This window comes from Propioniciclava sinopodophylli (genome assembly GCF_004324755.1).
Lineage (GTDB): Bacteria > Actinomycetota > Actinomycetes > Propionibacteriales > Propionibacteriaceae > Propioniciclava > Propioniciclava sinopodophylli.
Map to the genome: position 1 here is coordinate 1 of NZ_SDMQ01000011.1, position 21433 is coordinate 21433.

The window sequence follows — 21433 nt, forward strand, 5'->3', positions numbered from 1 at the left end:
ACAAGTTCGTTCGGTCTCGGTGGAACGCATCGGCCCCGTCACTGGCCGGATTCCCACCCACCTGCTGACCCAACTCGACGACGCCCTGCGCCTGCACCTCCACCTCTGACCACACGCTCGCAGCGGCAAGAGCGGATGTTGGTCGCTGCCCGACAGGATGGGGATATTGACCGACCCAGTGAGGCAAGTGACCATGGACACACTGGGGATGATGCGCGGCGTCGTTGACGCTCTGGCTCGTCTCTGGTCGTGAGGAGAGAAGATGGCACGCGGGGTCGTGGGCGCCTTGATCGGAGCAGGACTGTTGGCGTTGGTGGGTCTCGTTATTGGGTTGATCACCGGAATCCAGATCGGTGGTAACTACTTCTCGGACTTCGAGTTCGAAGGAGCGCGCGGGTACATCGCCACTGGGAACATCGGGGCGAGAGTCGGCGCAGTGATCGGCGGCTTGAGTGGAGCCATCCTCGGGTTCTGGCTGGCGCGCAAGAAGCCAGCCCACCGGGGCCACGTGGAGGCGTAGCCCGTGGACGTCGCCCATCGTGCGACGTTCTCCGGCCACAGGGCTGGCGGCAAGAGCGGGTGTGCGCCTTGGGTACCGGAAAGCCGACAGGCTACCCTCGCGCACAGCGGCAATACAGGATGTTCAACGGGAGGATCGAGACGCCGGCCGTGTGTCGCTTCCGACCCAACCGGTTCTCTCCTGTGGTTGGGCTGCCTGGGTCCGAACTTCTCCGCGACCACCAAGGCCTCCTTTAGGTCAGAGGATCGAGCCGACATCTGATCCTACGGTGGGGTAGGCGGCGGTCATCGATTTCAGTTGATGGGTTGTCAGTTCGAGCTTCATGGCGAGGCCGAAGAAGTTGACCAGTTCGCCGTACTCCGGGCCGAGCAGGTGTGCGCCGACGATCCGATCCGTGGATCGGTCGATGAGGATCTTGGTGGCCGCGGTGGTCTCACCGATGCGGTAGTTGGAGTACCAGCCGCTGGTGTCGCGGTAGCGGACGTCGACGTCGATGCCCTGGTCTCGGGCTTGTTGTTCGAGCATCCCAACTCGAGTGAGTTCGGGGATCGTGAACACCGCTGTGGGGATACCCGTGTAGTCGGGGACGGTCGTGGTGGCTTTGAGCATGTTGGAGGCCGCGACCTTGGCTTCGATCACTGCGACTGGGGTCAGTGGCATCCCGGGGGTGTAGGCCGCGTCGCCGGCGGCGTAGACCGCGGCGTTGCTGGTGCTCTGCAGGTGAGCCGCTACCCGCACTCCTTGTTCGTCCCACTCGACTCCGGCGGCGTCGAGGTCGAGGCCGGACAGTTCGGGGATCCGGCCCGCACCGTGCACGATGAGGTCGAACTCCACGTCCTCGGGTCGGCCGGATCGTGCCAAGCTGACCTGGTAACCGCCACCGGACTTCTCGATTGAGGTGATCGTGGTGGAGCGCCACAGCTCGATCCCGGCCTCGGCGCCGCGGTTGATGAGGAGCTCTACGAGGTCGGGGTCGAACGCCTTGAGCGGCCGCGGCCCGCGGTCGAGGATGACCGGGGTGCTGCCCGCCCGCGCCGCGATGTGAGCGAACTCGAACGAGATGAAGCCACCACCGACGAACAAGATCCTACGTGGCAGCGCTGGAAGGTCCATGAAGGCGGTGCTGTCGACCAGATGCTCGTGACCGGGAAAGTCCAGCGGCCGTGGACGGGCGCCCGCGGCGATCAGGAAGTGAGCTGCGTCGTAGGACCTGCCGTCAATCGCGATGGTGTGCGCGTTCGTGAACCGCGCCTGCCCGTGGAGCGTGTCCACACCGTTGCCCGAAAGGCTGTCCTCCATGTTTCGCGGGACCGGGTCGGTGAAGCCGTGCTTGTGCTTGATCAGATCGGCCCAGTTCATCGACAAGCCGGCGTCGTCGATTCCCTTGCCCCGCATCAGTCGGGCGCTGTCGATGATCTCGGCCCCGCGACGCAGGATCTTCTTCGGGTCGCACCCTCGAAGCGCACAGGTGCCGCCGTAGGGAAGCGCGTCGACGATCGCGACCCTCCAGCCCGCGGAAGCGCACTTGTTCGCCGCCGCGACGCCGGCCATGCCTGCACCGATCACGATCAAGTCATAGCTGCGCGTCATCAGGACAGCACCTCGGCCACGCCGAGCGCAGCCCGGAGTTCCTGCATCGTGGGCGCCCCCGCCAGCCCATCGGGTGTGCTGTAGAGCCGACAGGACAACCCGACCCCGTCGCCGGGTTTGGCGAAGATGTCGACGCCCTCGACCAGGATGCTCGGCGAGCCGTGGAACCCCAGCCGCTCCGCCTCCTCGAGCGTTTCGACGCGGAGTCGCGTCACCACGATATCGGGGCGTTCGTTGGCGATCGCTGCAAGTCGCTGGTCGGCGACCTTCCAGTTGGGGCAGTCATCGAAGTACAACAGAGAGACGTTCATGGTGCGACGCTAGACCTTGTACCGTGGTAGAAGGTCAAGCGTTAAGAGGGATGACATGTTGATCGGTGAGCTTGCCGACATTGCCGGGGTGACGTGCCAGACCGTGCGGTTCTATGAGCGCAGGGGCCTGTTGCCGGACGCCGAACGAGGCGCCAACGGGTACCGCGTCTACGACGAGGCCATGCTCGCCCGGTTGCGCTTCATCAACGTGGCCCAGGCCGCCGGGCTGACACTGTCCGAGATTCGCACCATCATCGCCCTTCGCGACGACGGGCACCTGCCCTGCGCGCACGTGGTTACGCTCATCGACACCAAGCTCGCTGACGTCCGTGCACGGATCAAACAACTTGCCGCGCTGCAAACCGAGCTCGAAGCACTCCGCGACCACAGTGAGCTGCTCGATCCCGCCGACTGCGAAGACGACGACATCTGCCACATACTCTCCTCAGCGAAGTAGGCCCTCGACGGGGACAAAGCACAGACGAGGCTCTCCAGCGAAGCCCAACGCTCGCTACGGCCGGTCCAGACATCCGCCATTCGGCATCAAGCACGTGCGTGCGGTCACGACCGTTGACCTCGACGTCCCCACATGGGCAGTTGAGTGAGATCACGACCATGAGGTGAGGGCTGTGGGTCATCGGGCTTCCGGGGGGCGTCCTCGGGACCGCCCGCCAAGCGGGTTGGTCATCAGCAGGCCCTCCTCACGGATTGTCAGACCAGCGGTGGAGTCTCTCGTCGGTAGGGTGGACTTCGGGAGGGTGATGTGACGATGGAGTTGGCTGGCGATTCCGCTGAGCTGCGGAAGGCGCGCGGCGCGTGCTTCACCCCCTCCGAGGTCACCCGCTTCCTGTGTGAGTGGGCGATCACGTCCCCCGAGCCGTCCCGCGGGCCGGAGTAGGCTTCTCGGACGTGTAAGCCTGCTTCAGCAACCGGGCGGCCTTGAGCACCTCGACCGCCTCCGCGTCCCGGCCGACCACGACCCGGCCCCATGAGCCGTCCGGCCTCGACTCCCGGCCGGCCAGGTGTCGACAGCGGGCCTTGACGAGCGCGGCACCGAGTACTGACCGGCCTCGGGGATGCTCCCTTCGCCTGCCTGCTCCACAGGGCAGGATGAACGAAGATTTCCGGAGGAGTGGCATGGTGAAGGCGAACGAGACCAACCTCGAGGGCATCCTCGAGGGGAAGCGGCAGTACCAGGTGCCGCTGTACCAGCGCGTGTACTCGTGGGGGCCCAAGCAGATCGACCAGTTGTGGGACGACCTGATCGAGATTGCCGAGGCACGTCGGGCCGGGGGGGGCGCCCACCCACTTCATCGGGTCGCTGGTACTGGCGGCCAGCCCCGACAACGGGGTGGTCGGCGTCCACAAGTTCCTGGTCGTCGACGGTCAGCAGCGGCTCACGACCTTGTCGATCCTGCTGGCCTCGATCCGCGATCATCTGTCAGAGTCCGACGGCCAGGAGCACCGCGACCGGATCGATGCCCAGTACCTCGTGAACACGTACGAGGCCGGCAAGCCTCCCAAGCTGGTGCCGACGCAGGCCGACCGATCGGCGTACCTGGCGATCGTGCGTGCGAGCGCGGAGGCAGGTGGCGAGGACGCCGTGGGTGCGGCGTACCGTCGTTTCCGCGTGAAGCTGGCCGAGATCGACGATCCCGAGGATCCCCACGACATCGCGGCCATCGAGAACGCCGTGCTCCGTGGACTCGCCCTGGTCGCGGTGACAGCGGAGGCGGGCGACAACGCGCACCGGATCTTCGAGTCGCTCAACAACACCGGACTGCGGCTCACCCAGTCGGATCTGCTGAAGAACCACCTGTTCATGCGTCTGGGTGATCGTGCGGAGGAGGTATACGAGGCGCTGTGGCGTCCCTTGGAGGACAAGCTCGGTTCGGAGAACCTGGAGTTGTTGTTCTGGCTGGATCTGGTGCAGAGCGACGAGAAGGCCAAGCAGTCGGACACCTACGTGGGGCAGCAACGCCGATTCGACACGCTGACCACGCCGGCGGAGGTCGAGGCGGAGATCCGGCGAATCGCCAGGCTCGGCGACGTGCTGGCGACCATCCTCAAGCCCGAACGCGAGCAGAACCAGGCCCTACGGAAGCGGCTCGAACGCATTCGGGCCTGGGGGTCCACGACCGCGTACCCGATTGTGATGCAGGTGCTGGCGCAGCGGGCCGCTGGGCGCGTCCCGGACGAGAAGGTCATCGCGACGCTCAGCTATCTGGAGTCGTATTTCGTGCGCAGGATCGTGATCGGCCGGGCGACCGCCGGTTTGAACCGGACGCTCTTGCAGGCGGTGGGCGCGATCAGCGGCGCGTCCGACGTCGAGGCGGCGTTGCGGGATAACCTGTCGGAGGGGCGCAAGCACTTCGCGACGGACGCCCAGGTGCGAGAGTCCGTGACAACCGTTCCGTTCTACTGGCAGGGGCGGGCGTCCCAGAAGAAGCTCATCCTGCTGTGGCTCGAGGAGTCCCTGCGTCCGAAGGAGCCGGTCGATGCCAGGCAGCTCACCATCGAGCACGTGTTGCCGCAAACCCTGACGGACGCCGTGCGCACCGAGTTCGGCGCAACCTTGCCAGCAGAAGCGGAGGTGGCGTTCGAGCACGAGCGCCTGGTCCACACGCTGGGGAACCTCACGCTGACCGGGTACAACAGCGAGCTGAGCAACCGGCCGTTCTCGGACAAGCGCACGATGCTTGCCAAAAGCGGCGTGCGGATGAACCAGACGATCGCGGAGCATCCGACGTGGGGTGCCAGCGAGATCACCGATCGCGGGCAGGCATTGGCGGAGCGCATCATCGACCTGTGGCCTGGCCCCAACGAAAAGCTCGTTGGGGTCCGTGACCGGGAGACGGAACTGCGTGTGGACGTCGCCACTGTGCTGGCGGGGATCCCGTCCGGGCGGTGGACCACCTATGGCGAAGTGGCGGTGGTGGTGGGCAGTCATCCTGTCCCGGTGGGATCCGCGATCGCGAACCATCCGATGCCCAATCCGTGGCGAGTGCTGCAGTCGGGAGGAACCGTCTGGGCGCAGTTCCGCTGGACCGACCAGCACCGCACAGATGACCCTCGTGACCTGCTCCGTGCGGAGGGGGTCGACGTCGACGTGGCGGGTCGTGCCGACCCGGAGCAGTTCATGGACGCCGTTGAACTGGCGGCCGGGATGGGGCTGGACATCGATGCGTCCACCTTGAGGAGGCGCCGCCGTCGGCAGGCACGAAAGACAACCACGGATCCAACAGCTCTGGGCGTCCAGCAGGTCGCGTTCTGGGAGTCGGTGCAGGAGTGGGGCCGCCAGCATGCCACGCACGCTTCCTTTCACCGATCGCCAGGTCGCCGACACTGGTATCCCGTCCACCCCGCTGTGCTCACCCCGGGGGTGAACCTCGTCGTCAACACCACGAAGAGCAGGGTGTACGTGGAGGCGTACATCGAAGGAGGCAAGGACCAGTTCCACGCGCTGCACAACCAGAGGCAGGAAATAGAGCGCGACCTCGGCTACGCCGTGGAGTGGCGGGAGCAACCAGACAAGAAGGCCAGCCGCATCATCCATGAGCGCCCCGGTGACTTCCGGGACCCGGAGCAGGCAGACCTGCTGGTGCAATGGCTCGTACGGACGGCCGATGACTTCGTTCGAGTCCTCCACGCACGCCACGCCTGATCGATGTGTAATTGACACAATTGGGCACGTGTTGGGCACGTGTTGGGAAACGAAATCCGCGGGAGTGGGCAACCATAACCCCCTGCCCTAGTGGGAGGGGGTTTTTCGTGGTGGGCCTAACTGGACTTGAACCAGTGACCTCTGCCTTATCAGGGCAGCGCTCTAACCGTCTGAGCTATAGGCCCGCTGTGCGGTGCACCGGGGAGACACTCTAGCGCCCGGGCGGCGGGCTGCTCAAATCGAGTCCCGCAACCCGATCGCCGCACGGAAGCAGGCTGTCGACGCAGCGAACACAGGCTGTCGGCGTCAGGCGCGCAGCGACTGGCGGTGGCGCTGGGCCTTGGTGATGTAGCCCAGCGCCGCGATGACGTGCAGCACCACCCCGACGACCAGGAGCACCTGGCCGATCACGTCCGCCGCCGGCCACACGGTGGCGCCCATGACGACCAGCAGCACGGCGACGAACAGGACGGCGGTGCGGGACTTGCCGATCCAGCTCACGCCCAGCGCACCGGCCCGGGCCGCCTTGGCCGCCGAAACAGCAACGATCATGTCGACGACCACGATGATGCCCAGCACCCACCAGCCGATGACACCCGAGATCGACAGCGTCAACGCCAGGCCCCAGATGCCGAGGCGGTCGGTGAAGGGGTCGAGCCACTCGCCGAGCTTCGAGCGCTGGTCGAGCAACCGGGCCAGCAGGCCGTCCACCCAGTCCGTCGAGGCCCACACCGCTAGCAGCACGACCGGGATCCACGAGCCTTGGGCCCCCGTCCAGATGAGCCAGCACACCGGGACGAGCAGCAGCAGGCGCAGCAGCGTCACCGCGTTCGGGATCGTCCACGGGCGCAACGGCTCGTCGGGCGTCAGTTGGGCCTTGGGCGTCCCGCCTTCGACAGGCTCGGGCATCCGGCTCAGTCCTCGGCGAGGGTGAGCTCCAGACCGCCCAGGATGCCAGCGGACAGGTTGTACAGGAACGCGAAGATCGTGCCCAGCGCGGTGAGGATGACGACGTTCACCACCGCGAACAGGGTGGTGAAGCCCATCACCTTGTTGGTGTTGACGAAGTCCTCCACGCGGAACGGGCTCTGGTCCTGGTCGTTGCTCAGGAGCGTGGTGAGCACGCCGTTGATGGCCTCGATCATCCCGGACGCCCCGATGAGCGTCCACAGCACGTAGACCGCGACCCACATCATGATCCCGGCGGCGATCGAGAACAGGAACGACGTCTTCATCACCGACCACGGGTCGACGCGCGAGATGCGCAGGCGGGCGCGGCGGGTGCGGGTGCTCGTCCGCGGACGCGTGTCACTGACCGGCGTACTGTCGGGCGCCGGCCCCAGCCTCATGCCGGACGCCGTCTCCCATTCCTGTCGCTGGGTGTCAGTCACCGGAGTCCTCCTCGCCCGGGACGCCATCCGTGGCGTCCGGTGCATCAACGGTAGCCGCTGCAGCGCCCTCCGTCGCGTCCGCCGCCTCGGCGACCTGCGCGTCGGCACCGGCCTCGGCCACCTCCGGCTCCTCCGGCTCCGGGTAGAGCGCGATGACGGTGACGGTGTCGTCACCAGTCAGGCCCACGAACTTGACGCCCATGGTGTCGCGACCCTTGGCCGGGACATCCGAGACGGACGACCGGATCACCTGCCCGGACTGCTTGATCGCTATCACCTCGTCGTCCTCGCTCACGACCAGGCCGCCGACCAGGGACCCGCGGTCCTCGTTCAGCTTCATGGCCTTGATGCCCAGCCCGCCACGGCCCTGCAGGCGGTACTCGGACACGGCCGTCCGCTTGGCGAAGCCGCCGTCGGTGACCGTGAAGACGAAGCGGTCGTCCTCGGGGGTGTCGGCGTCGATGACGGCCATCGACAGCAGTTCGTCGCCGCCGCGATCGTCTCCGGCGACGGAGTCGCCCGGGGCCTGACGGAACCGCATGCCCGTCACGCCGGAGGTCGCCCGGCCCATCGGCCGCAGCTGGCTGTCGTCGGCGCGGAACCGGATCGCCTGCCCCTTCTTCGACACCAGGAGCACGTCGTCCTCGATCGAGCAGATGGCCGCGCCGATGAGCTCGTCGTCCTCCTCACGGAAGTTCACGGCGATGAGGCCCGCCTGGCGCGAGCTGTCGTAGGCCGACAGGTCGGTCTTCTTGACCAGGCCGCGCTTGGTGGCCAGCAGCAGGTACGGCTTGTCCTCGTACGTCCGGATCGTCAGGACGGACGCGATGCGCTCGTCTGGCAGGAACGACAGCAGGCCGGCGACGTGGCCGCCCTTGGCGTCCCGGGACGCCTCGGGCAGCTGCCACACCTTGGTGCGGTAGACGCGTCCGAAGTTGGTGAAGAACAGTAGCCAGTGGTGCGACGAGGCCGTGAACAGGTGCTGCACCTCGTCCTCCGACCGCAGGGATGCCCCACGGACGCCCTTGCCGCCACGCCTCTGGACGCGGTACTGGTCCGAGCGCGTCCGCTTCACGTAGCCGCCGTAGGTGATGGTGACGACCATGTCCTCGTCGGGGATGAAGTCCTCGTCCGAGAGGTCGCCGTCGGCGGCGATGATGCGCGTGCGGCGCTCGTCGCCGTACTTGTCGGTGATCTCCTGCAGCTCGGTGGAGATGATCTCCCGCTGGCGCTCCGGCTTGGCGAGGATGTCCTTCAGGTCCTCGATCTGCCGCTCCATCTCGGCGAGGCGCTCGACGATCTTCTGGATCTCCATCGCCGCCAGGCGCCGCAGCTGCGTGTTCAGGATGTTGTTGGCCTGGTCGTCGTCGATGTCGAGCAGCGACTTCAGGCCCTCGCGGGCGTCCTCGGCGGTGCGGCTCGCGCGGATCAGCGCGATGACCTCGTCCAGCATGTTGAGGGCCTTGACCAGGCCGCGCAGCAGGTGGGCGTCCTGCTCGAGCTTCTCGAGGCGGAACTGCGTCCGGCGCTGGATGACCTGCACCTGGTGGCGGAGCCAGTAGCCCAGGAACTGGTCGATGCGCAGCGTCCGTGGCACCGAGTCGACCAGGGCGAGCATGTTGCAGCCGAACGTGTCCTGCAGCGGGGTGAACTTGTACAGGTTGTTCATCACCACGCGCGGCTGGGCGTCCCGCTTCAGCACGATCACGAGGCGCTGGCCGGTGCGCGCGGACGAGTCGTCGCGGATGTCGGCGATGCCCGTCAGGCGCCCCGAGTTCACGAGCTCGGCGATCTTGAGCGCCAGGTTGTCGGGGTTGCACATGTGCGGCAGCTCGGTGACGACGAGCGAGGTGCGACCCTTGCTGTCCTCCTCGATCTCGATGACCGCGCGCATGGTGACCAGGCCGCGACCCGTCCGGTAGGCGTCCTCGATGCCCTTGCGGCCCACGATGAGCGCCCCGTTGGGGAAGTCGGGCCCCTGGATGTGCTGCAAGCAGGCGGCGAGGTTCTCCTCCTTGGACGCCTCGGGGTGCGCCAGCATCCACTGCACGGCGCCGTTGACCTCGATGAGGTTGTGCGGCGGGATGTTGGTGGCCATGCCGACCGCGATGCCGGTCGAGCCGTTGACGAGCAGGTTCGGGAACCGGGCCGGCAGGACGGTCGGCTCGGTGTCCTTGTTGTCGTAGTTGGGCTGGAAGTCGACGGTGTTCTCGTCGATGTCGCGGACCATCTCCATGGCCAGCGGGTTCATCTTCGACTCCGTGTACCGCATGGCGGCCGCGCCGTCGTTGCCGGGCGAGCCGAAGTTGCCCTGGCCGTCGACCAGCTTGTGCCGCATCACCCACGGCTGCGCGAGGCGGACGAGGGTGTCGTAGATCGCAGTGTCGCCGTGCGGGTGGTACTTGCCCATGACGTCACCGACGATGCGGGAGCACTTGTTCCAGCCACGGTCGGGTCGGTAGCCGCCGTCGTACATCGTGTAGAGCACGCGGCGGTGGACCGGCTTGAGGCCGTCGCGCACGTCGGGCAGCGCGCGCCCGACGATGACGCTCATGGCGTAGTCGAGGTAGCTCTTCTGGATCTCCTCGTTGAGGTCGATCTCCTCGACCTTGCCACTCAACTCGACGATGGCGTCCTTGTCGGACGCGACGGCCGCGACCGGACGCTCACCCGGGTCGGGCGTGAACGCGTCGTGCTTGTCGAGCTGCTCGTTGATCGCGTCGCTGACCTCCGGCGGCGAGTCCGGGGACACCGGGGGGTCCTGGGCCTCCGGCTCGTTGGGCGTGCCGGGCGAGGTGGGCGTGTCACTCATGGTTTGTCTCTCCTTGTCCCTTCGACGAGCTCAGGGACCCGTTGGTCAGATGTCGAGGAACCGGACGTCCTTGGCGTTGCGCTGAATGAAGCTCCTGCGCTGCTCGACGTCCTCCCCCATCAGGATGCTGAACATGTCGGAGGCCGCCGCGGCGTCCTCGAGGGTCACCTGCGCGAGCGTGCGCTGGCTGGGGTCCATGGTCGTGTTCCACAGATCCTCGGCGTCCATTTCGCCCAGGCCCTTGTACCGCTGGATCGGGTTCACATTGGGCAGCTTCTTGCCTGCGGCCTGGCCGGCGTCGCGCAGGGCGTCCCGCTCCTCGTCGGAGTAGGCCAATTCGTGCGGCGCGTTGGTCCACCGGAGGCGGAACAGCGGCGGCTGGGCGAGGTACACGTGGCCCGCCGAGATCAGCGGTCGCAGGAAGCGGAACAGCAGCGTGAGCAGCAGGGTGCGGATGTGCGCGCCGTCGACGTCGGCGTCCGCCATCAGCACGATCTTGTGGTAGCGCAGGCGATCGATGTCGAAGTCGTCGGAGAAGCCGGTGCCGAGGGCGTTGAAGATCGCCTCGACCTCCTTGTTGGCCAGGATGCGGTCCAGGCGCGCCTTCTCGACGTTGAGGATCTTGCCGCGGATCGGCAGGATCGCCTGGGTGCGCGGGTCGCGCCCACCCTTGGCCGAACCGCCGGCGGAGTCACCCTCGACGATGAAGACCTCGCACTCGACCGGGTTGCGGCTCGAGCAGTCGGCCAGCTTGCCCGGCAGGGAGGTCGACCCGAGCAGCCCCTTGCGGCTGCGCGCCATGTCGCGCGCCTTGCGCGCGGCCAGGCGGGCGGCCGAGGCGGCCTGCGCCTTGCGGATGATGTCCTTCCCCTCGGAAGGGTTCTTCTCGAACCAGTCGCCGAGCAGGTCGTTGACGACCTTCTGCACGAAGCTCTTGGCCTCGGTGTTGCCCAGCTTGGTCTTGGTCTGGCCCTCGAACTGGGGCTCGCCCAGCTTGACCGAGATGATCGCGGTCAGGCCCTCGCGGATGTCGTCGCCGCTGGGCCGGTCCTCCTTCTTCTTGATCATCCCCCACGTCTCGCCCCACCGGTTCACGGTGTTGGTCAGCGCCGCACGGAAGCCCTCCTCGTGCGTGCCGCCCTCGTGGGTGTTGATGGTGTTGGCGAACGTGTGGACGCTCTCGGAGTACGAGCTGTTCCACTGCATGGCGACCTCGAGCGACAGCTTGTCGGCCGGGTTCTCGGCGTCGATCGCGATCACGGTCGGGTGGATCGTGTCCTTGTTGCCGGTCAGGTACTTCACGTAGTCGATGAGGCCGTCGTCGTAGTGGAAGACGATCTCCTCGTCGTGGCCGTCCACGTCGTCGACGAAGTCGGCGAGCTCGTCCTCGCCGTCGTTGGTCGGGGTCGGGCGCGCGTCGATGAGCTTGATGGTGAGGCCCTTGTTGAGGAAGGCCATCTCGCGGAACCGGGTGGCGAGCGTCTGCCAGTTGTAGTGCGTGGTCTCGAAGATCGTCGGCGACGCGTGGAACGTGACCGTGGTGCCGACCTCGTCGTCGTCGGCCAGCGGCTCGAGGCGCTGCAGGTCGTAGTCGGGGACGCCGAGGCTGAACTCCTGGCGCCAGTGGTAGCCGTCGCGGCGGACGTCGACCTGGAACGTGTCGCTCAGCGCGTTCACCACGGAGGCGCCCACGCCGTGCAGGCCGCCGGAGACCTTGTAGCCGCCGTCGCCGAACTTGCCGCCGGCGTGCAGCACGGTCAACGCCAACGTGACGGCCGGGATCTTCTCCTTGGGGTGGATGTCCACCGGGAAGCCACGGCCGTTGTCGGTGACCCGGACGCCGTCGCCCGGCAACAACTCGACCGTGATGAGGTCCGCGTACCCGGCCAGCGCCTCGTCGACAGAGTTGTCGACGATCTCGTAGACGAGGTGGTGCAGGCCGCGCTCACCGGTGGAACCGATGTACATGCCGGGGCGCTTGCGCACCGCCTCGAGGCCCTCGAGCACCGTGATGGCACTGGCGTCGTAGACGCCCGCCTCCACCGAGTGCGAGGAACCGTTGCGGGGCGTCGACTGGTTCGTGTCCGTCACAGACTTCACATCTCCTTGCACGCGGACGCCGCCCTCGACAGTGAGTGCGGGGCGGCGACCCTTGAACTCCACCATCCTACTAGGAAGGCCCGCAAAACCCGTGCTTCGTGAGCGGAAATTTGCCCGTGTGCGGCCTAAAACGGCCGTTTGGACGCCTCGGCCCCCCCATTTCCGACCCCCGGTATGGGTCCGGGGGGTCACGGGACGCCAGACGCTTTCCGCGTCCGGTCAGCCCTCCTCGCGCCGTTGCCGCGCCCGCCGGGCGGCGCGGTGGGCCGCGACAGGACGCAGCAGCCAGCCCAGCAGCGCCGCGAAGGCACCCGCGGCCATGACGCGGAGCCCCACCATGTCCAGGGCCAGGCTCGCCCAGGCCATCGCCACGATGAGGCTGATCGACGTGATGAGGATGATGGCCAGCGGCAGGCCGGTGTACGCCGGGGGCTGCTCGCGCCGCTCCCGTTCCAGACGGGTGAGGCACTCGACCTCATACGGTGGCAACGACGGCGAGGCCAACAGCTCCTCCAGCCAGGCCACCTGCTCCGCGATGGGGGGACGGGCCATCCCCAGCACCTCCCCCGTACGGCACGCCTGCCAGACGCCGGCGTCCACGAACACGGGCATGCCGGGGGCCCCGAGCGTGACCCCCCACGACAGGCGGTGCGACCAGATGCGCACCTCACCGATGTGCGTGCGGGCGCCGTACAGGCGGTCGCCCCAGCCGGGTGAGGTCATCTCCACCGGGTACCAGGCGTACCCGCGCTCGACCACCGCGCGGGCCAGGCGCCGCACCGGCTCGGGGGCGCGGGTCAAACCGTCGGGGACGCCCGTGGTCATCCCGCACTCCCGGCCGGGACGAGCAGGCCACCCGGCGACGTGTCGAACCCCGGCGGGTCGTCGAACACGTAGAGCCCACCCGGCGTCTGGGACATCCCCGCGGGCGGCTCTGGGACCAGCAGCGACGGGGCGGGCGGCTCCAGCAGCAGCGGCGAGGGGGCCGGCGGCGCGGTCGGTGCCGTCGGGACGGCCACGGGGGCCGTCGGGGTGACGGTCGGCGCCGGAGCGGTGACGACGGCCTCCGCGGCCTGGACCGCCGGGATGTCGGGCGCCTCGACCGCGGGAGCGGGCGCCGTGTTCGGCGTGTCGGGGCCACCGGAGTTGCCGAACACGTTGCTGGCCAGGTGGTCCACCCCACCGAAGACGCCGCCGAAGCCGACGCCCCAGAGGGCGGAGATGCCGATGTCCTGCCACGACGCCGGATCCCCGGTGATCCACCCGGTCAAGGCCGTCGACCCGGCGTTCGTCACGCCGCCGATGGCCGCACCCGAACCCACGCGGGCCCACACGTTCCCGCCGAAAGATCCCGGGATGAGCCCGGTGACGGCGGACAGGCCCAACGACAGCGGGTCGAACGGCTCACCGGAGAAGGACTGCTGGATGAGGTCCGCGCCCATGCTGCCGACCGAGCCGATCAGCATGGTGGCGACCAGGGGGGCCGCCGGACCGGCGGCGATCGTCAAGGCCACTGCTCCGGCCACGAGCAGGGCTCCCCCGACGAACATGGCCACGCTCTGCGCGTGCTGGGCGTCGTACGCCGTGATCCAGTCCGTGAGCTGCTGGTCGGTCAGCGGCGACAACCCGGTGGGGTCCAGGGCGTGGAGGGGGTTGTTGCCCGCGTAGCTGTACGGGTTTCCGCTCCAGCCGCTGCCGAAGACGGGGTCGAGCGGATCCCGGCTCAGGAAGCTGCGGGTGGCGGGATCGTGGACCCGCTTGCCCAGCCACTCCAGCCCGCCGAGCACCACCTCGCCAGCGGGACCCAGGGTCAGGCCGCCACCGAGGGCGTCCGCGCTGCCCGGTTCCCACGGGTCGGGGGCGTCGCCGCGCACGCCGCGCCACCCCGAGGGGAGCCACTGGTCGTGGCCGGCCACCGAGCCGGCCGCCCGCGTGACCGAATCCGAACCCACCTGGACGGGGGCTCCGGGCTGGCGTGCGGTGTCCCAGAAGACGTCGACGTCGTCGACCCGGGACAGCTCGCCAAGGGCGTCCACCAGCACCTCGCTGCGGCCCTGGGGGCCAGTGACCGAGGTGAGCCAGCCGAGGTCTCCCCAGGTGAACTCGATGCGCCCGTCGGGCCCGACCTCGCTGGTGCGGCGTCCGGCCCGGTCGTAGGTGTAGTGGGTGGCCACCCCGTCCGTCTCGCGCGTCGCCAGCTGCCCCGACGGCCCGTACGTGTAGGTGGTCGTCCGGCCCGCCGCGGTCTCGGCGACCAGGCGCCCCGCGGCGTCCCACGACCAGGTGTGCACGTCGTCGCCACTGCGGGCGGCGACGAGCTGTCCGGCCGCGTCGTGGGTGTACTCGGTGCGGACGCCGTCGCGCACGACCGCCGCCACCCGGCCGTCCTCGTCACGTTCGACCGTGGTGACGGCCTCGGCGCCCCTCGCGGTGCCGGTGTGTGAGACGACCAGGTTGCCCGTGTAGGCCCACTGCTGGGTACCGGCGGAGCTGGTCGCGGCGAGGACCCGCCCGGCGGCGTCCCGGCTGAACTCGAGGCGACCCGCGCCGTCCGCCTCGACCCAGGCCATCCGGCCAGCGGCGTCCCACCCGTAGGTGGTGCGCTCACCGTTGGGGCGCGTCATCGAGGAGCAGCGGCCGAGCACGTCGTAGGTCCACCGGACCGCGTGGGCGTCGCGGGCGCGCTCGACCAGACGACCCCGGGCGTCCCACCGCAGGCGGTGGGTGACCCGGGCGCCCGGATCCTTGTCGTCGAGGACGGTCAGGGTGCGGGACTCCCCGTCGCGCCGGAACGCGGCGACGGTCCGGCCCGGTGACCCCAGGGTGGCCAGCGTCCCGTCGGGCGCGTACCCGTACTCGACGCGCTCCCCCGTCGCCAGCACGTTGGCGACCACGCGGCCGGCGGCGTCGTACTCGGCACTGGCGGTGTTCCCCTCCGGGTCGGTCTGCGAGGTGCAGCGCCCGGCGGCGTTGAACGTGTGTGTCCACGTCGCTCCGTCGGGGTGGGTGATCCCCACCGTCCGTCCGAGCGCGTCATGGGTGAAGCGGGTGACCCCCCCGAGGGCGTTCGTGGCCGTGGCGACCTGCCCGGCTGCGTCGTAGGTGAAGCGGCGCAGTCCCCACATCCGGTCGCGCATCGCGACGACGCGCCCCGCGAGGTCATAGGTCCACCGGCGGGCGCCCTCGCCCGGGGCCTGGATGCTGGTCACCCTGCGGCAGGCGTCGTAGGTGTAGCGCGTCATGGCGCCGATGGGGTCGACCTCTTCGGTGGGGCGCCCGTCCGCGTCGTACACGAAGCGGTGCGTGGCCCCATCGGGCAGCGTCGTCGACGCGAGGCGTCCGGCCCCGTCGTAGGTGTAGCGGGTCACGGAGCCGTCCGGACGGCGCAGCGTCGTCGGCCGACCCGCCGCGTCGCGCTCCAGGGCGGTCAGGGAGCCGTCCGGCCCCAGGAATTCGATCGGGAGTCCGCGCAGGTCGTACCGGGTCAGGTAGGAACCGAAGCCGGCCCTCGAGAAGGACTCGATGCGCCCGATGCGATCGGTGACCAGCAGGTCGTCCGGCCGGGAACCGCCGGGGTGTGCGGTGGCCAGGGCGCGGCGGTCGACGCTGCGGTCGAGGCTGGTCGCCACACCGGTGGGGTCCGTCGCCCGGGTCACCTGGCCGTTGACGTCGTGCTCCCACGACCACTGGTGCCCCTCGGGGTCGGTGACGGCCACGAGCCGCGACAGCGCGTCGTGGGTGTACTGCCAGGTGGATCCGTCCGGAAGGCGCAGGGCGGCGAGGTTGCCGATGTCGTCGACCGCCTGGGTCGTGCGGCGGCCCAGCGGGTCGGTCGTGGTGATGGCGCGCGGGTCGTGCTCGATGACCGTGCGGGCACCGTAGGGGTCGATGGAGGCGACCATCCGACCGCCCACGCTGTACTCGAACCGCCACACCGCGCCGTCCGGGTCGCGGCGCTCGACCAGGTTCTCCCCCTCGTGGACGAACTCGGTGCGATGCCCCAGGGGCGTGACCGTGGCGGTGACCCTTCCCCCGGCGTCCCGCTCGATGACGGACCGGTTCCCCTCGCCGTCGACGAGCGCGACCACGTCGCCGTGATCGTCGTACTCCAGCGCGATCTCGCGGCCGGTGGGGTCGGTGATGCCCACCACCGACTGGCCGTCCCACCGCAGCTGAGTGACGTTCCCCTCACCGTCCCGGACGGCGGTCGGCGTCCGGTCGTCCCCCTCGTAGGTGTACTCGACCGTGGCGACGGCCTCGCCGTTCTCGAGGGTGAGCGCGACGAGCCGGTCGTGGGCGTCCCACGTGTGGTCGGTGCGGGCGCCCGTCGGGGAGACGCGGGCGGTCAGGCGCGAACGCTCGTCGTACCCCAGCAGGGTGGTGGAGCCGTCCCGCTCGGTGAACATCACGGGGTGGCCGTACTTGTCCCAGGCCGTCGACTGGCGCTCGCCGTGGGCGTCCACCACGCCGACCAGGCGGGCGTGCTGGTCGTGGATCCACGTGTTGGCGCGCGTGCCGTCGGGATCCTCGACGACCGTCACGCGCCCGGGCAGGTAGCGGTACCGGGATTCGCGACCGTGGGCGGAGACCTGGCTCGTCACCCGGCCGGTCGCATCGTAGGTGTTGGTGGCCTCATGGACGCCGTCGGCGTCCGTCACCTGGTCGAGCAGGCCCGCGGCGTCCCACCGGTAGCGTCGCGTCCCGGTCCCGGTCGTCACCGCGACGAGGCGGCCGGACTGGTCGTACGCGTAGCGGACGCCTCGGCCGTCGGAGGCCCGCAGTTCGACCACGCGGTCGGCTTCCCACACCAGCTCGATGCCCCGGCCGCGCTCGTGCGAGAGCCCCTGGAGGCGCCCGCCGCCCCAGTCGAGACGAACCGTCGTGCCCGCCCCGCGGTGCAGGGCCGTGAGCTGCCCGGCCGCGTCGAACTCCCAGGTGCCGCCGCCGTTGTCGGTGATGCGGTACCCGTCGCCCTCGCGACCGAGCCAGTACGCCTCGACGGTCGCCCGGTCCCAGGCCTCGCCCAGGCGGGGGAACACGACCAGGCGGCCGTCCTGCCGCGTCCACCGGGCCTGCTCGTCGGTGAAGGCCAGCCGGGTCTCGGTCCAGGACGACCATCCCGGGCCGAAGGCACCCACCCGGTCGTCCAAAGAGTTGTAGAGGCGGGTGAAAGCCAGGGTGGCCGCGCCGCCGGTGAAGCGCAGGTCGATCTCGGGCTCGACGAAGTTGCCTGTTGCGGCGTTGACGGGGTCGTCGGCGTACCCCGAGTTCGGCACGATGCCGTAGGCCTGCGGCCTCGTGATGACCAGGTCGTCACGGGTGGCGGCGACCCCGTTGGCCTGGAGGGCCGCCGTGATGCTCGCGTTGGGGATCGTCACGACGCCCTCGCCCCCGGCCTCCTCGAAGGCCGCGGCGACGGTGTTCGCCCAGAAGACGTCCTGCCCGTTGGCGGTGAGGTAGTTGTCGAAGGCCGTGAAGACGCCGGCGGCGCTGAGGGTTCCCCACCCGCACCCGCTGACGAAGTCGTCGTAGTGGCCGCGCAGGGTGCCCGGACGCCACGCGAGGGCATCGTTCGCGCCCTCGGAGTTGGAGGCGAAGGTGCGCAGGTGGGCCGGGCGGGCCGACGAGGTGCCCGATCCGCCCGAGCCGGTGAGAGGGTCGCGCGCCGGGGCAGGCGGGGTCGGGACGGACTGCGGCTCCTCGGGGTCCGGCGGCCCGAACGGCGGGCGCTCGCCGCCGGTGAAGAAGTCGACGATGTGCTCGCCCAGGTGGCGGTCCTCCTGGCGCTGCTTCCACTCGCGCGCGACCACCCGCCGCTCCTGCTCCTTGGTGGCGCACTCGGCCATGTAGTCGACCTTGGTGGCGACCTCGCGCAGGGCCGTGGCCAGGCGCTCGGCGTCCCCCGCCTGCGTCGTCCCATTCTGCTGGAACAGCTGGGAGTAGTAGCCGACGAAGTCGACCATGCCGTGGCTCACCCACGACGACCGAGACCCCGCCTGGCCATCGATCGCGTCGGCGGCGTTGCGACAGGAACGTGCGAGCGACTGCGCCGCCGAGTGGTCGAAGCGAACATCCGACTCGATGCCGTGCAGGGGGTCGACCATCGTGATGAGGTCCTCTCGGGGGTGGGACTCCGACGCTAGCAGCCGAGGTGTCGATCCTCCTTGTCGGGAGGTGGGGAGCACTCCCCGCACGGCAGAAGGGGCACACCGCAGGCCGCGACGCTGGGCAACATGACCGATTCTTGAGCGCACCTGCTGATGGGCGTGCAAGGGTCGGGGGCATGACGGACGACGACCTCGAGATCCACCTCATCGCGGATTCCACCGGCGAGACCGCGGCCCGCATCGCCCGGGCGGCGGTCGCCCAGTTCCCCTCTCGTGACTTCACCCTCGTCCGGCACCGCCGGGTGACCACCCCCGAGGCGCTCGTCACCGCGCTGGACGCCGTCCGCGCCCGGGAGGGGCGTCCCACCGCCGTCCTGTTCACCTTCGTGAGCGCCGACCGGGCCAAGGTCGCCGCGCAGGCGTGCGCGGAGATGGGCGTCCCGTACGCCGACCTGATGACGGACGCCGTGGCCGCCCTGCGCACCATCAGCGGCACCGAGCCGGACCGCGTCCCACTGCGACCCGTCGGCGTCGAGGTCGACTACTTCACGCGGATCGCGGCCATCGACTTCGCCGTCCGCAACGACGACGGCGTCGCGCCCTCGGCGCTGCACGAGGGCGACATCTGCCTCGTCGGGCCGTCGCGCTCGGGCAAGACGCCCCTGTCGATCTTCCTGGGCTACCTCGGCTACAAGGTCGTGAACGTTCCGATCGTGCCCGGCATCGACCCGCCGCCGGAGCTGTTCGGCGTCGACCGCTGGCGCCTGGTCGGCCTCACGATGGACGCCGAGAAGCTCCAGCAAGTCCGCGCCGAGCGGGTCAAGGGTCAGGGCTACGCCCGCATGAAGGACGGCTACACCAACCTGCTCGCCATCTACGACGAGCTGGACGCCATGAAGGCCCTGCACCGGAAGCTCGGCTGCGCGGTGCTGAACACCACCGACATGGCGTTGGAGGAATCCGCCGCGCGCGTGATCGACATCGTCACCGAACGCGCCAAGCGCTTCGGGTCCACCCTGCGGCGGCCGGCCAACATCACCAGCGAGCTGCCCGGCGAGTGATGCCGGGTCACTGAGGGGCGAGCGCCGGCGGGCCTCGATGGCCCACCCCCACCACACATGCTCCTCCAAAGTGAATCTGCACCCGCTCCAGCAGGTGCAGATTCACTTTCGAGGTGCAACTGTCGGACCTGCCGTTCCTGGTGGTCATGCTGGGCATGTGCGTCGGCGTCGGAGGGCCGGTGAAGCCTCAGCCGTAGGTGTCCCGCGGCCCGCGTCCCTTCACGGTGCGCGGGCCGTGGCGCCAGCTGGGCGCCTCCGGGCCGAGGATGCGCACGGCCTTCACTGTGCCGTCGCCCAGCGTGGCGTTCATCTTCGCGACGATCTGGGGAGCCATCAGCCGCAGCTGCGCCGCCCAGTTCGTCGAGGACGTCCGCACCACCACGACCCGGTCGACGTACGCCTCCGGCTTCGAGTGCTGTGCCACCGCGTCGCCGACGAGCTCGGGCCAGCGCCCCAGCAGCAGGTGCACGTTCACCTGGGTGCCCCAGCCGCGATTCTCGATCACGCTCTCCAGGGCCTCGCCCAGGCTGAGCGGATCCCCCTTCTCCTTGCCGGACGCCGTACGCCGCGGCGCCGGCCTCTTCCGCGGGGCCGGCTTCTGCGCCGGCGCGATCGAACGTCCGGCCGCCGCCGCGATCTGGCGGGCCAGGTCCAGCCCCGTCGGGTCGAACGGGACCTCGTCGGTCACCTCGTCGTCGGGATCACTCATCGTCGTCCAGCCTGACAGTCCCGGCGTCGATGAGCCAGCGCCTGCCGGCGAGCGAGGCCGGCACGTCCGAGGGGACGGCGGCGGTGATGATCACCTGCTCGGCACCGGCGATGCGCTCGGCCAAACGCTCGCGGCGTATCTCGTCCAGCTCGGCGAACACGTCGTCGAGGATCAGCACCGGCTCCACCCCGTCGCTGCGCAGCAGCGCGTAGGCGCCCAGCCGCAGCGACAGGGCGAACGACCACGACTCCCCGTGGCTGGCGTACCCCTTGGCGGGCAGCTGACCCAACGACAACAACAGGTCGTCGCGGTGCGGCCCCACCAGCGTGACGCCGCGGGCGATCTCCTCGTGGCGACGCTCCAGCATCCGCTGCTTCAGGTGCGTGGCGATCTCCTCGGGTGAGGCCTGCAGGATCGGGTGCTCCTCGGTCCCCCCCGGCGCCGGGTCCAACCCGAGCGAGCTCGACCGGTAGGACACGACGGCGTCGTTGTTGCTGGGCGCGATCGCGAGGTACGCCTCGGCGACGTGGGGCGCCATCTCGGCCAGCGTCTGCAGGCGGGCGGCGACGATCTCCCCGCCGAGGGCGGCGAGCTGGTCGTCCCAGACCTCCAGCGTCGCGGCGGCATCCGCGGAGGCCGACCCACGGCGTCCGGACAAGGACTTCAGCAGCATCGACCGCTGCCGCAACACGCGCTCGTAGTCGGAGCGGACGCCCACCAGGCGCGGCCAGCGCTGGGTCAGCAGGTCGTCGATGAAGCGCCGCCGGTCGGAGGGGTCTCCCTTGACGAGCGCGAGGTCCTCGGGCGAGAAGAGCACGACGCGCAGGGCGCCCAGGATGTCCCGGACGCGGCGCAGCGGGCCACGGTTGAGCGAGGCCTTGTTCGGACGCCCCGCGTGCAGCTCGACCTCGAGGGCGAGGGAGCGGGGGTCGTCGGCGCCGGCCTGGACGCGGGCCCGGACAATCGCGCGCGGCGCCCCGAACCGGATCAGCGGCGCCTCGGACGCCACCCGGTGCGACCCGAGGGTGGCCAGGTACTCGACGGCCTCGACCAGGTTGGTCTTGCCCTGCCCGTTGCGCCCGGTCAGCGTGGTGACGCCGGGTGCGAGCGTGAGTTCGGCGAACTCCCAGGAGCGGAAGTCCGCCAGGCTCAGGTGCGTGACGAACAA

13 protein-coding genes, 1 tRNA gene and 2 pseudogenes are annotated in these 21433 nt (G+C 69.4%); 5 read left to right on the forward strand and 11 right to left on the reverse strand.

The features are described from left to right. Nucleotides 1-262 precede the first annotated feature (262 nt). A complete protein-coding gene (locus ET989_RS10915) occupies nucleotides 263-520 on the forward strand; it encodes a hypothetical protein (protein ID WP_131168870.1) in 258 nt (85 codons plus the stop codon). Between the two features lie 237 nt (nucleotides 521-757). Here ET989_RS10915 and ET989_RS10920 read toward each other — a convergent pair whose 3' ends face one another. Further along, on the reverse strand, nucleotides 758-2110 hold the full coding sequence (locus tag ET989_RS10920) for a dihydrolipoyl dehydrogenase family protein (protein WP_131168872.1): 1353 nt from the start codon (nucleotides 2108-2110) through the stop codon (nucleotides 758-760). Next, nucleotides 2110-2421, reverse strand: coding sequence for a thioredoxin family protein (locus ET989_RS10925; RefSeq protein WP_131168874.1), 312 nt, complete (start codon nucleotides 2419-2421; stop codon nucleotides 2110-2112). Before ET989_RS10925 ends, ET989_RS10920 begins: the two co-directional genes overlap by 1 nt. A gap of 55 nt (nucleotides 2422-2476) precedes the next feature. Between ET989_RS10925 and ET989_RS10930 the strand changes: the two genes are divergently transcribed. The 3 genes and pseudogenes from ET989_RS10930 (at nucleotide 2477) to ET989_RS10940 (ending at nucleotide 6085) form a co-directional block, all read left to right on the forward strand. Continuing rightward, nucleotides 2477-2878, forward strand: a complete 402-nt coding sequence (locus ET989_RS10930; protein ID WP_131168876.1) for a heavy metal-responsive transcriptional regulator — start codon at nucleotides 2477-2479, stop codon at nucleotides 2876-2878. 680 nt (nucleotides 2879-3558) lie between these two features. After that, nucleotides 3559-3678, forward strand: a pseudogene (locus tag ET989_RS16010) (hypothetical protein); the annotation flags it as partial. Nucleotides 3679-3691: 13 nt separating this feature from the next. Then, a complete protein-coding gene (locus ET989_RS10940) occupies nucleotides 3692-6085 on the forward strand; it encodes a DUF4268 domain-containing protein (RefSeq protein ID WP_206662318.1) in 2394 nt (797 codons plus the stop codon). A 108-nt stretch (nucleotides 6086-6193) separates the two neighbouring features. Here the strand turns inward: ET989_RS10940 and ET989_RS10945 are convergent. From ET989_RS10945 to ET989_RS10975, 7 genes and pseudogenes are all read right to left on the reverse strand, one after another. Further along, nucleotides 6194-6270: transfer RNA gene (locus ET989_RS10945), tRNA-Ile, on the reverse strand. Between the two features lie 121 nt (nucleotides 6271-6391). Next, the gene (locus tag ET989_RS10950; RefSeq protein WP_131168878.1) at nucleotides 6392-6994 is read right to left on the reverse strand and encodes a CDP-alcohol phosphatidyltransferase family protein; all 603 of its coding nucleotides are present in this window, start codon (nucleotides 6992-6994) and stop codon (nucleotides 6392-6394) included. Between the two features lie 5 nt (nucleotides 6995-6999). Next, complete coding sequence (locus ET989_RS10955; RefSeq protein WP_165490136.1) at nucleotides 7000-7476, reverse strand: DUF3566 domain-containing protein; 477 nt, start codon at nucleotides 7474-7476, stop codon at nucleotides 7000-7002. After that, complete coding sequence (gene gyrA, locus ET989_RS10960) at nucleotides 7469-10288, reverse strand: DNA gyrase subunit A (protein ID WP_131168881.1); 2820 nt, start codon at nucleotides 10286-10288, stop codon at nucleotides 7469-7471. The genes ET989_RS10955 and gyrA overlap by 8 nt, the downstream gene beginning before the upstream one ends. Nucleotides 10289-10333: 45 nt before the next feature. Next, a pseudogene (gene gyrB / locus ET989_RS10965) lies at nucleotides 10334-12322 on the reverse strand (DNA topoisomerase (ATP-hydrolyzing) subunit B); the annotation flags it as partial. A gap of 285 nt (nucleotides 12323-12607) precedes the next feature. Further along, on the reverse strand, nucleotides 12608-13213 hold the full coding sequence (locus ET989_RS10970) for a hypothetical protein (RefSeq protein WP_131168885.1): 606 nt from the start codon (nucleotides 13211-13213) through the stop codon (nucleotides 12608-12610). Then, the gene (locus ET989_RS10975) at nucleotides 13210-18492 is read right to left on the reverse strand and encodes a DUF6531 domain-containing protein (RefSeq protein ID WP_131168887.1); all 5283 of its coding nucleotides are present in this window, start codon (nucleotides 18490-18492) and stop codon (nucleotides 13210-13212) included. Before ET989_RS10975 ends, ET989_RS10970 begins: the two co-directional genes overlap by 4 nt. A 179-nt stretch (nucleotides 18493-18671) precedes the next feature. Here ET989_RS10975 and ppsR point away from each other — a divergent pair, with 179 nt between their 5' ends. Beyond that, the gene (gene ppsR, locus ET989_RS10980; protein WP_131168889.1) at nucleotides 18672-19556 is read left to right on the forward strand and encodes a pyruvate, phosphate dikinase/phosphoenolpyruvate synthase regulator; all 885 of its coding nucleotides are present in this window, start codon (nucleotides 18672-18674) and stop codon (nucleotides 19554-19556) included. Nucleotides 19557-19743: 187 nt separating this feature from the next. On the opposite strand, the gene ET989_RS10985 is transcribed toward ppsR, so the two are convergent. Together ET989_RS10985 and recF are read right to left on the reverse strand one after the other, a co-directional pair. Beyond that, complete coding sequence (locus ET989_RS10985; RefSeq protein ID WP_131168891.1) at nucleotides 19744-20265, reverse strand: DciA family protein; 522 nt, start codon at nucleotides 20263-20265, stop codon at nucleotides 19744-19746. Next, complete coding sequence (gene recF / locus ET989_RS10990) at nucleotides 20258-21433, reverse strand: DNA replication/repair protein RecF (protein ID WP_131168893.1); 1176 nt, start codon at nucleotides 21431-21433, stop codon at nucleotides 20258-20260. The genes ET989_RS10985 and recF overlap by 8 nt, the downstream gene beginning before the upstream one ends.

Coding starts and splice junctions, on each gene's coding strand:
- ET989_RS10950 (WP_131168878.1), bottom strand. CDS start 6,994: ATGCCCGAGCCTGTCGAAGGCGGGACGCCCAAGGCCCAACTGACGCCC.
- ET989_RS10920 (WP_131168872.1), bottom strand. CDS start 2,110: ATGACGCGCAGCTATGACTTGATCGTGATCGGTGCAGGCATGGCCGGC.
- ET989_RS10970 (WP_131168885.1), bottom strand. CDS start 13,213: ATGACCACGGGCGTCCCCGACGGTTTGACCCGCGCCCCCGAGCCGGTG.
- ppsR (WP_131168889.1), top strand. CDS start 18,672: ATGACGGACGACGACCTCGAGATCCACCTCATCGCGGATTCCACCGGC.
- ET989_RS10925 (WP_131168874.1), bottom strand. CDS start 2,421: ATGAACGTCTCTCTGTTGTACTTCGATGACTGCCCCAACTGGAAGGTC.
- ET989_RS10915 (WP_131168870.1), top strand. CDS start 263: ATGGCACGCGGGGTCGTGGGCGCCTTGATCGGAGCAGGACTGTTGGCG.
- gyrA (WP_131168881.1), bottom strand. CDS start 10,288: ATGAGTGACACGCCCACCTCGCCCGGCACGCCCAACGAGCCGGAGGCC.
- ET989_RS10975 (WP_131168887.1), bottom strand. CDS start 18,492: ATGGTCGACCCCCTGCACGGCATCGAGTCGGATGTTCGCTTCGACCAC.
- ET989_RS10930 (WP_131168876.1), top strand. CDS start 2,477: ATGTTGATCGGTGAGCTTGCCGACATTGCCGGGGTGACGTGCCAGACC.
- ET989_RS10985 (WP_131168891.1), bottom strand. CDS start 20,265: ATGAGTGATCCCGACGACGAGGTGACCGACGAGGTCCCGTTCGACCCG.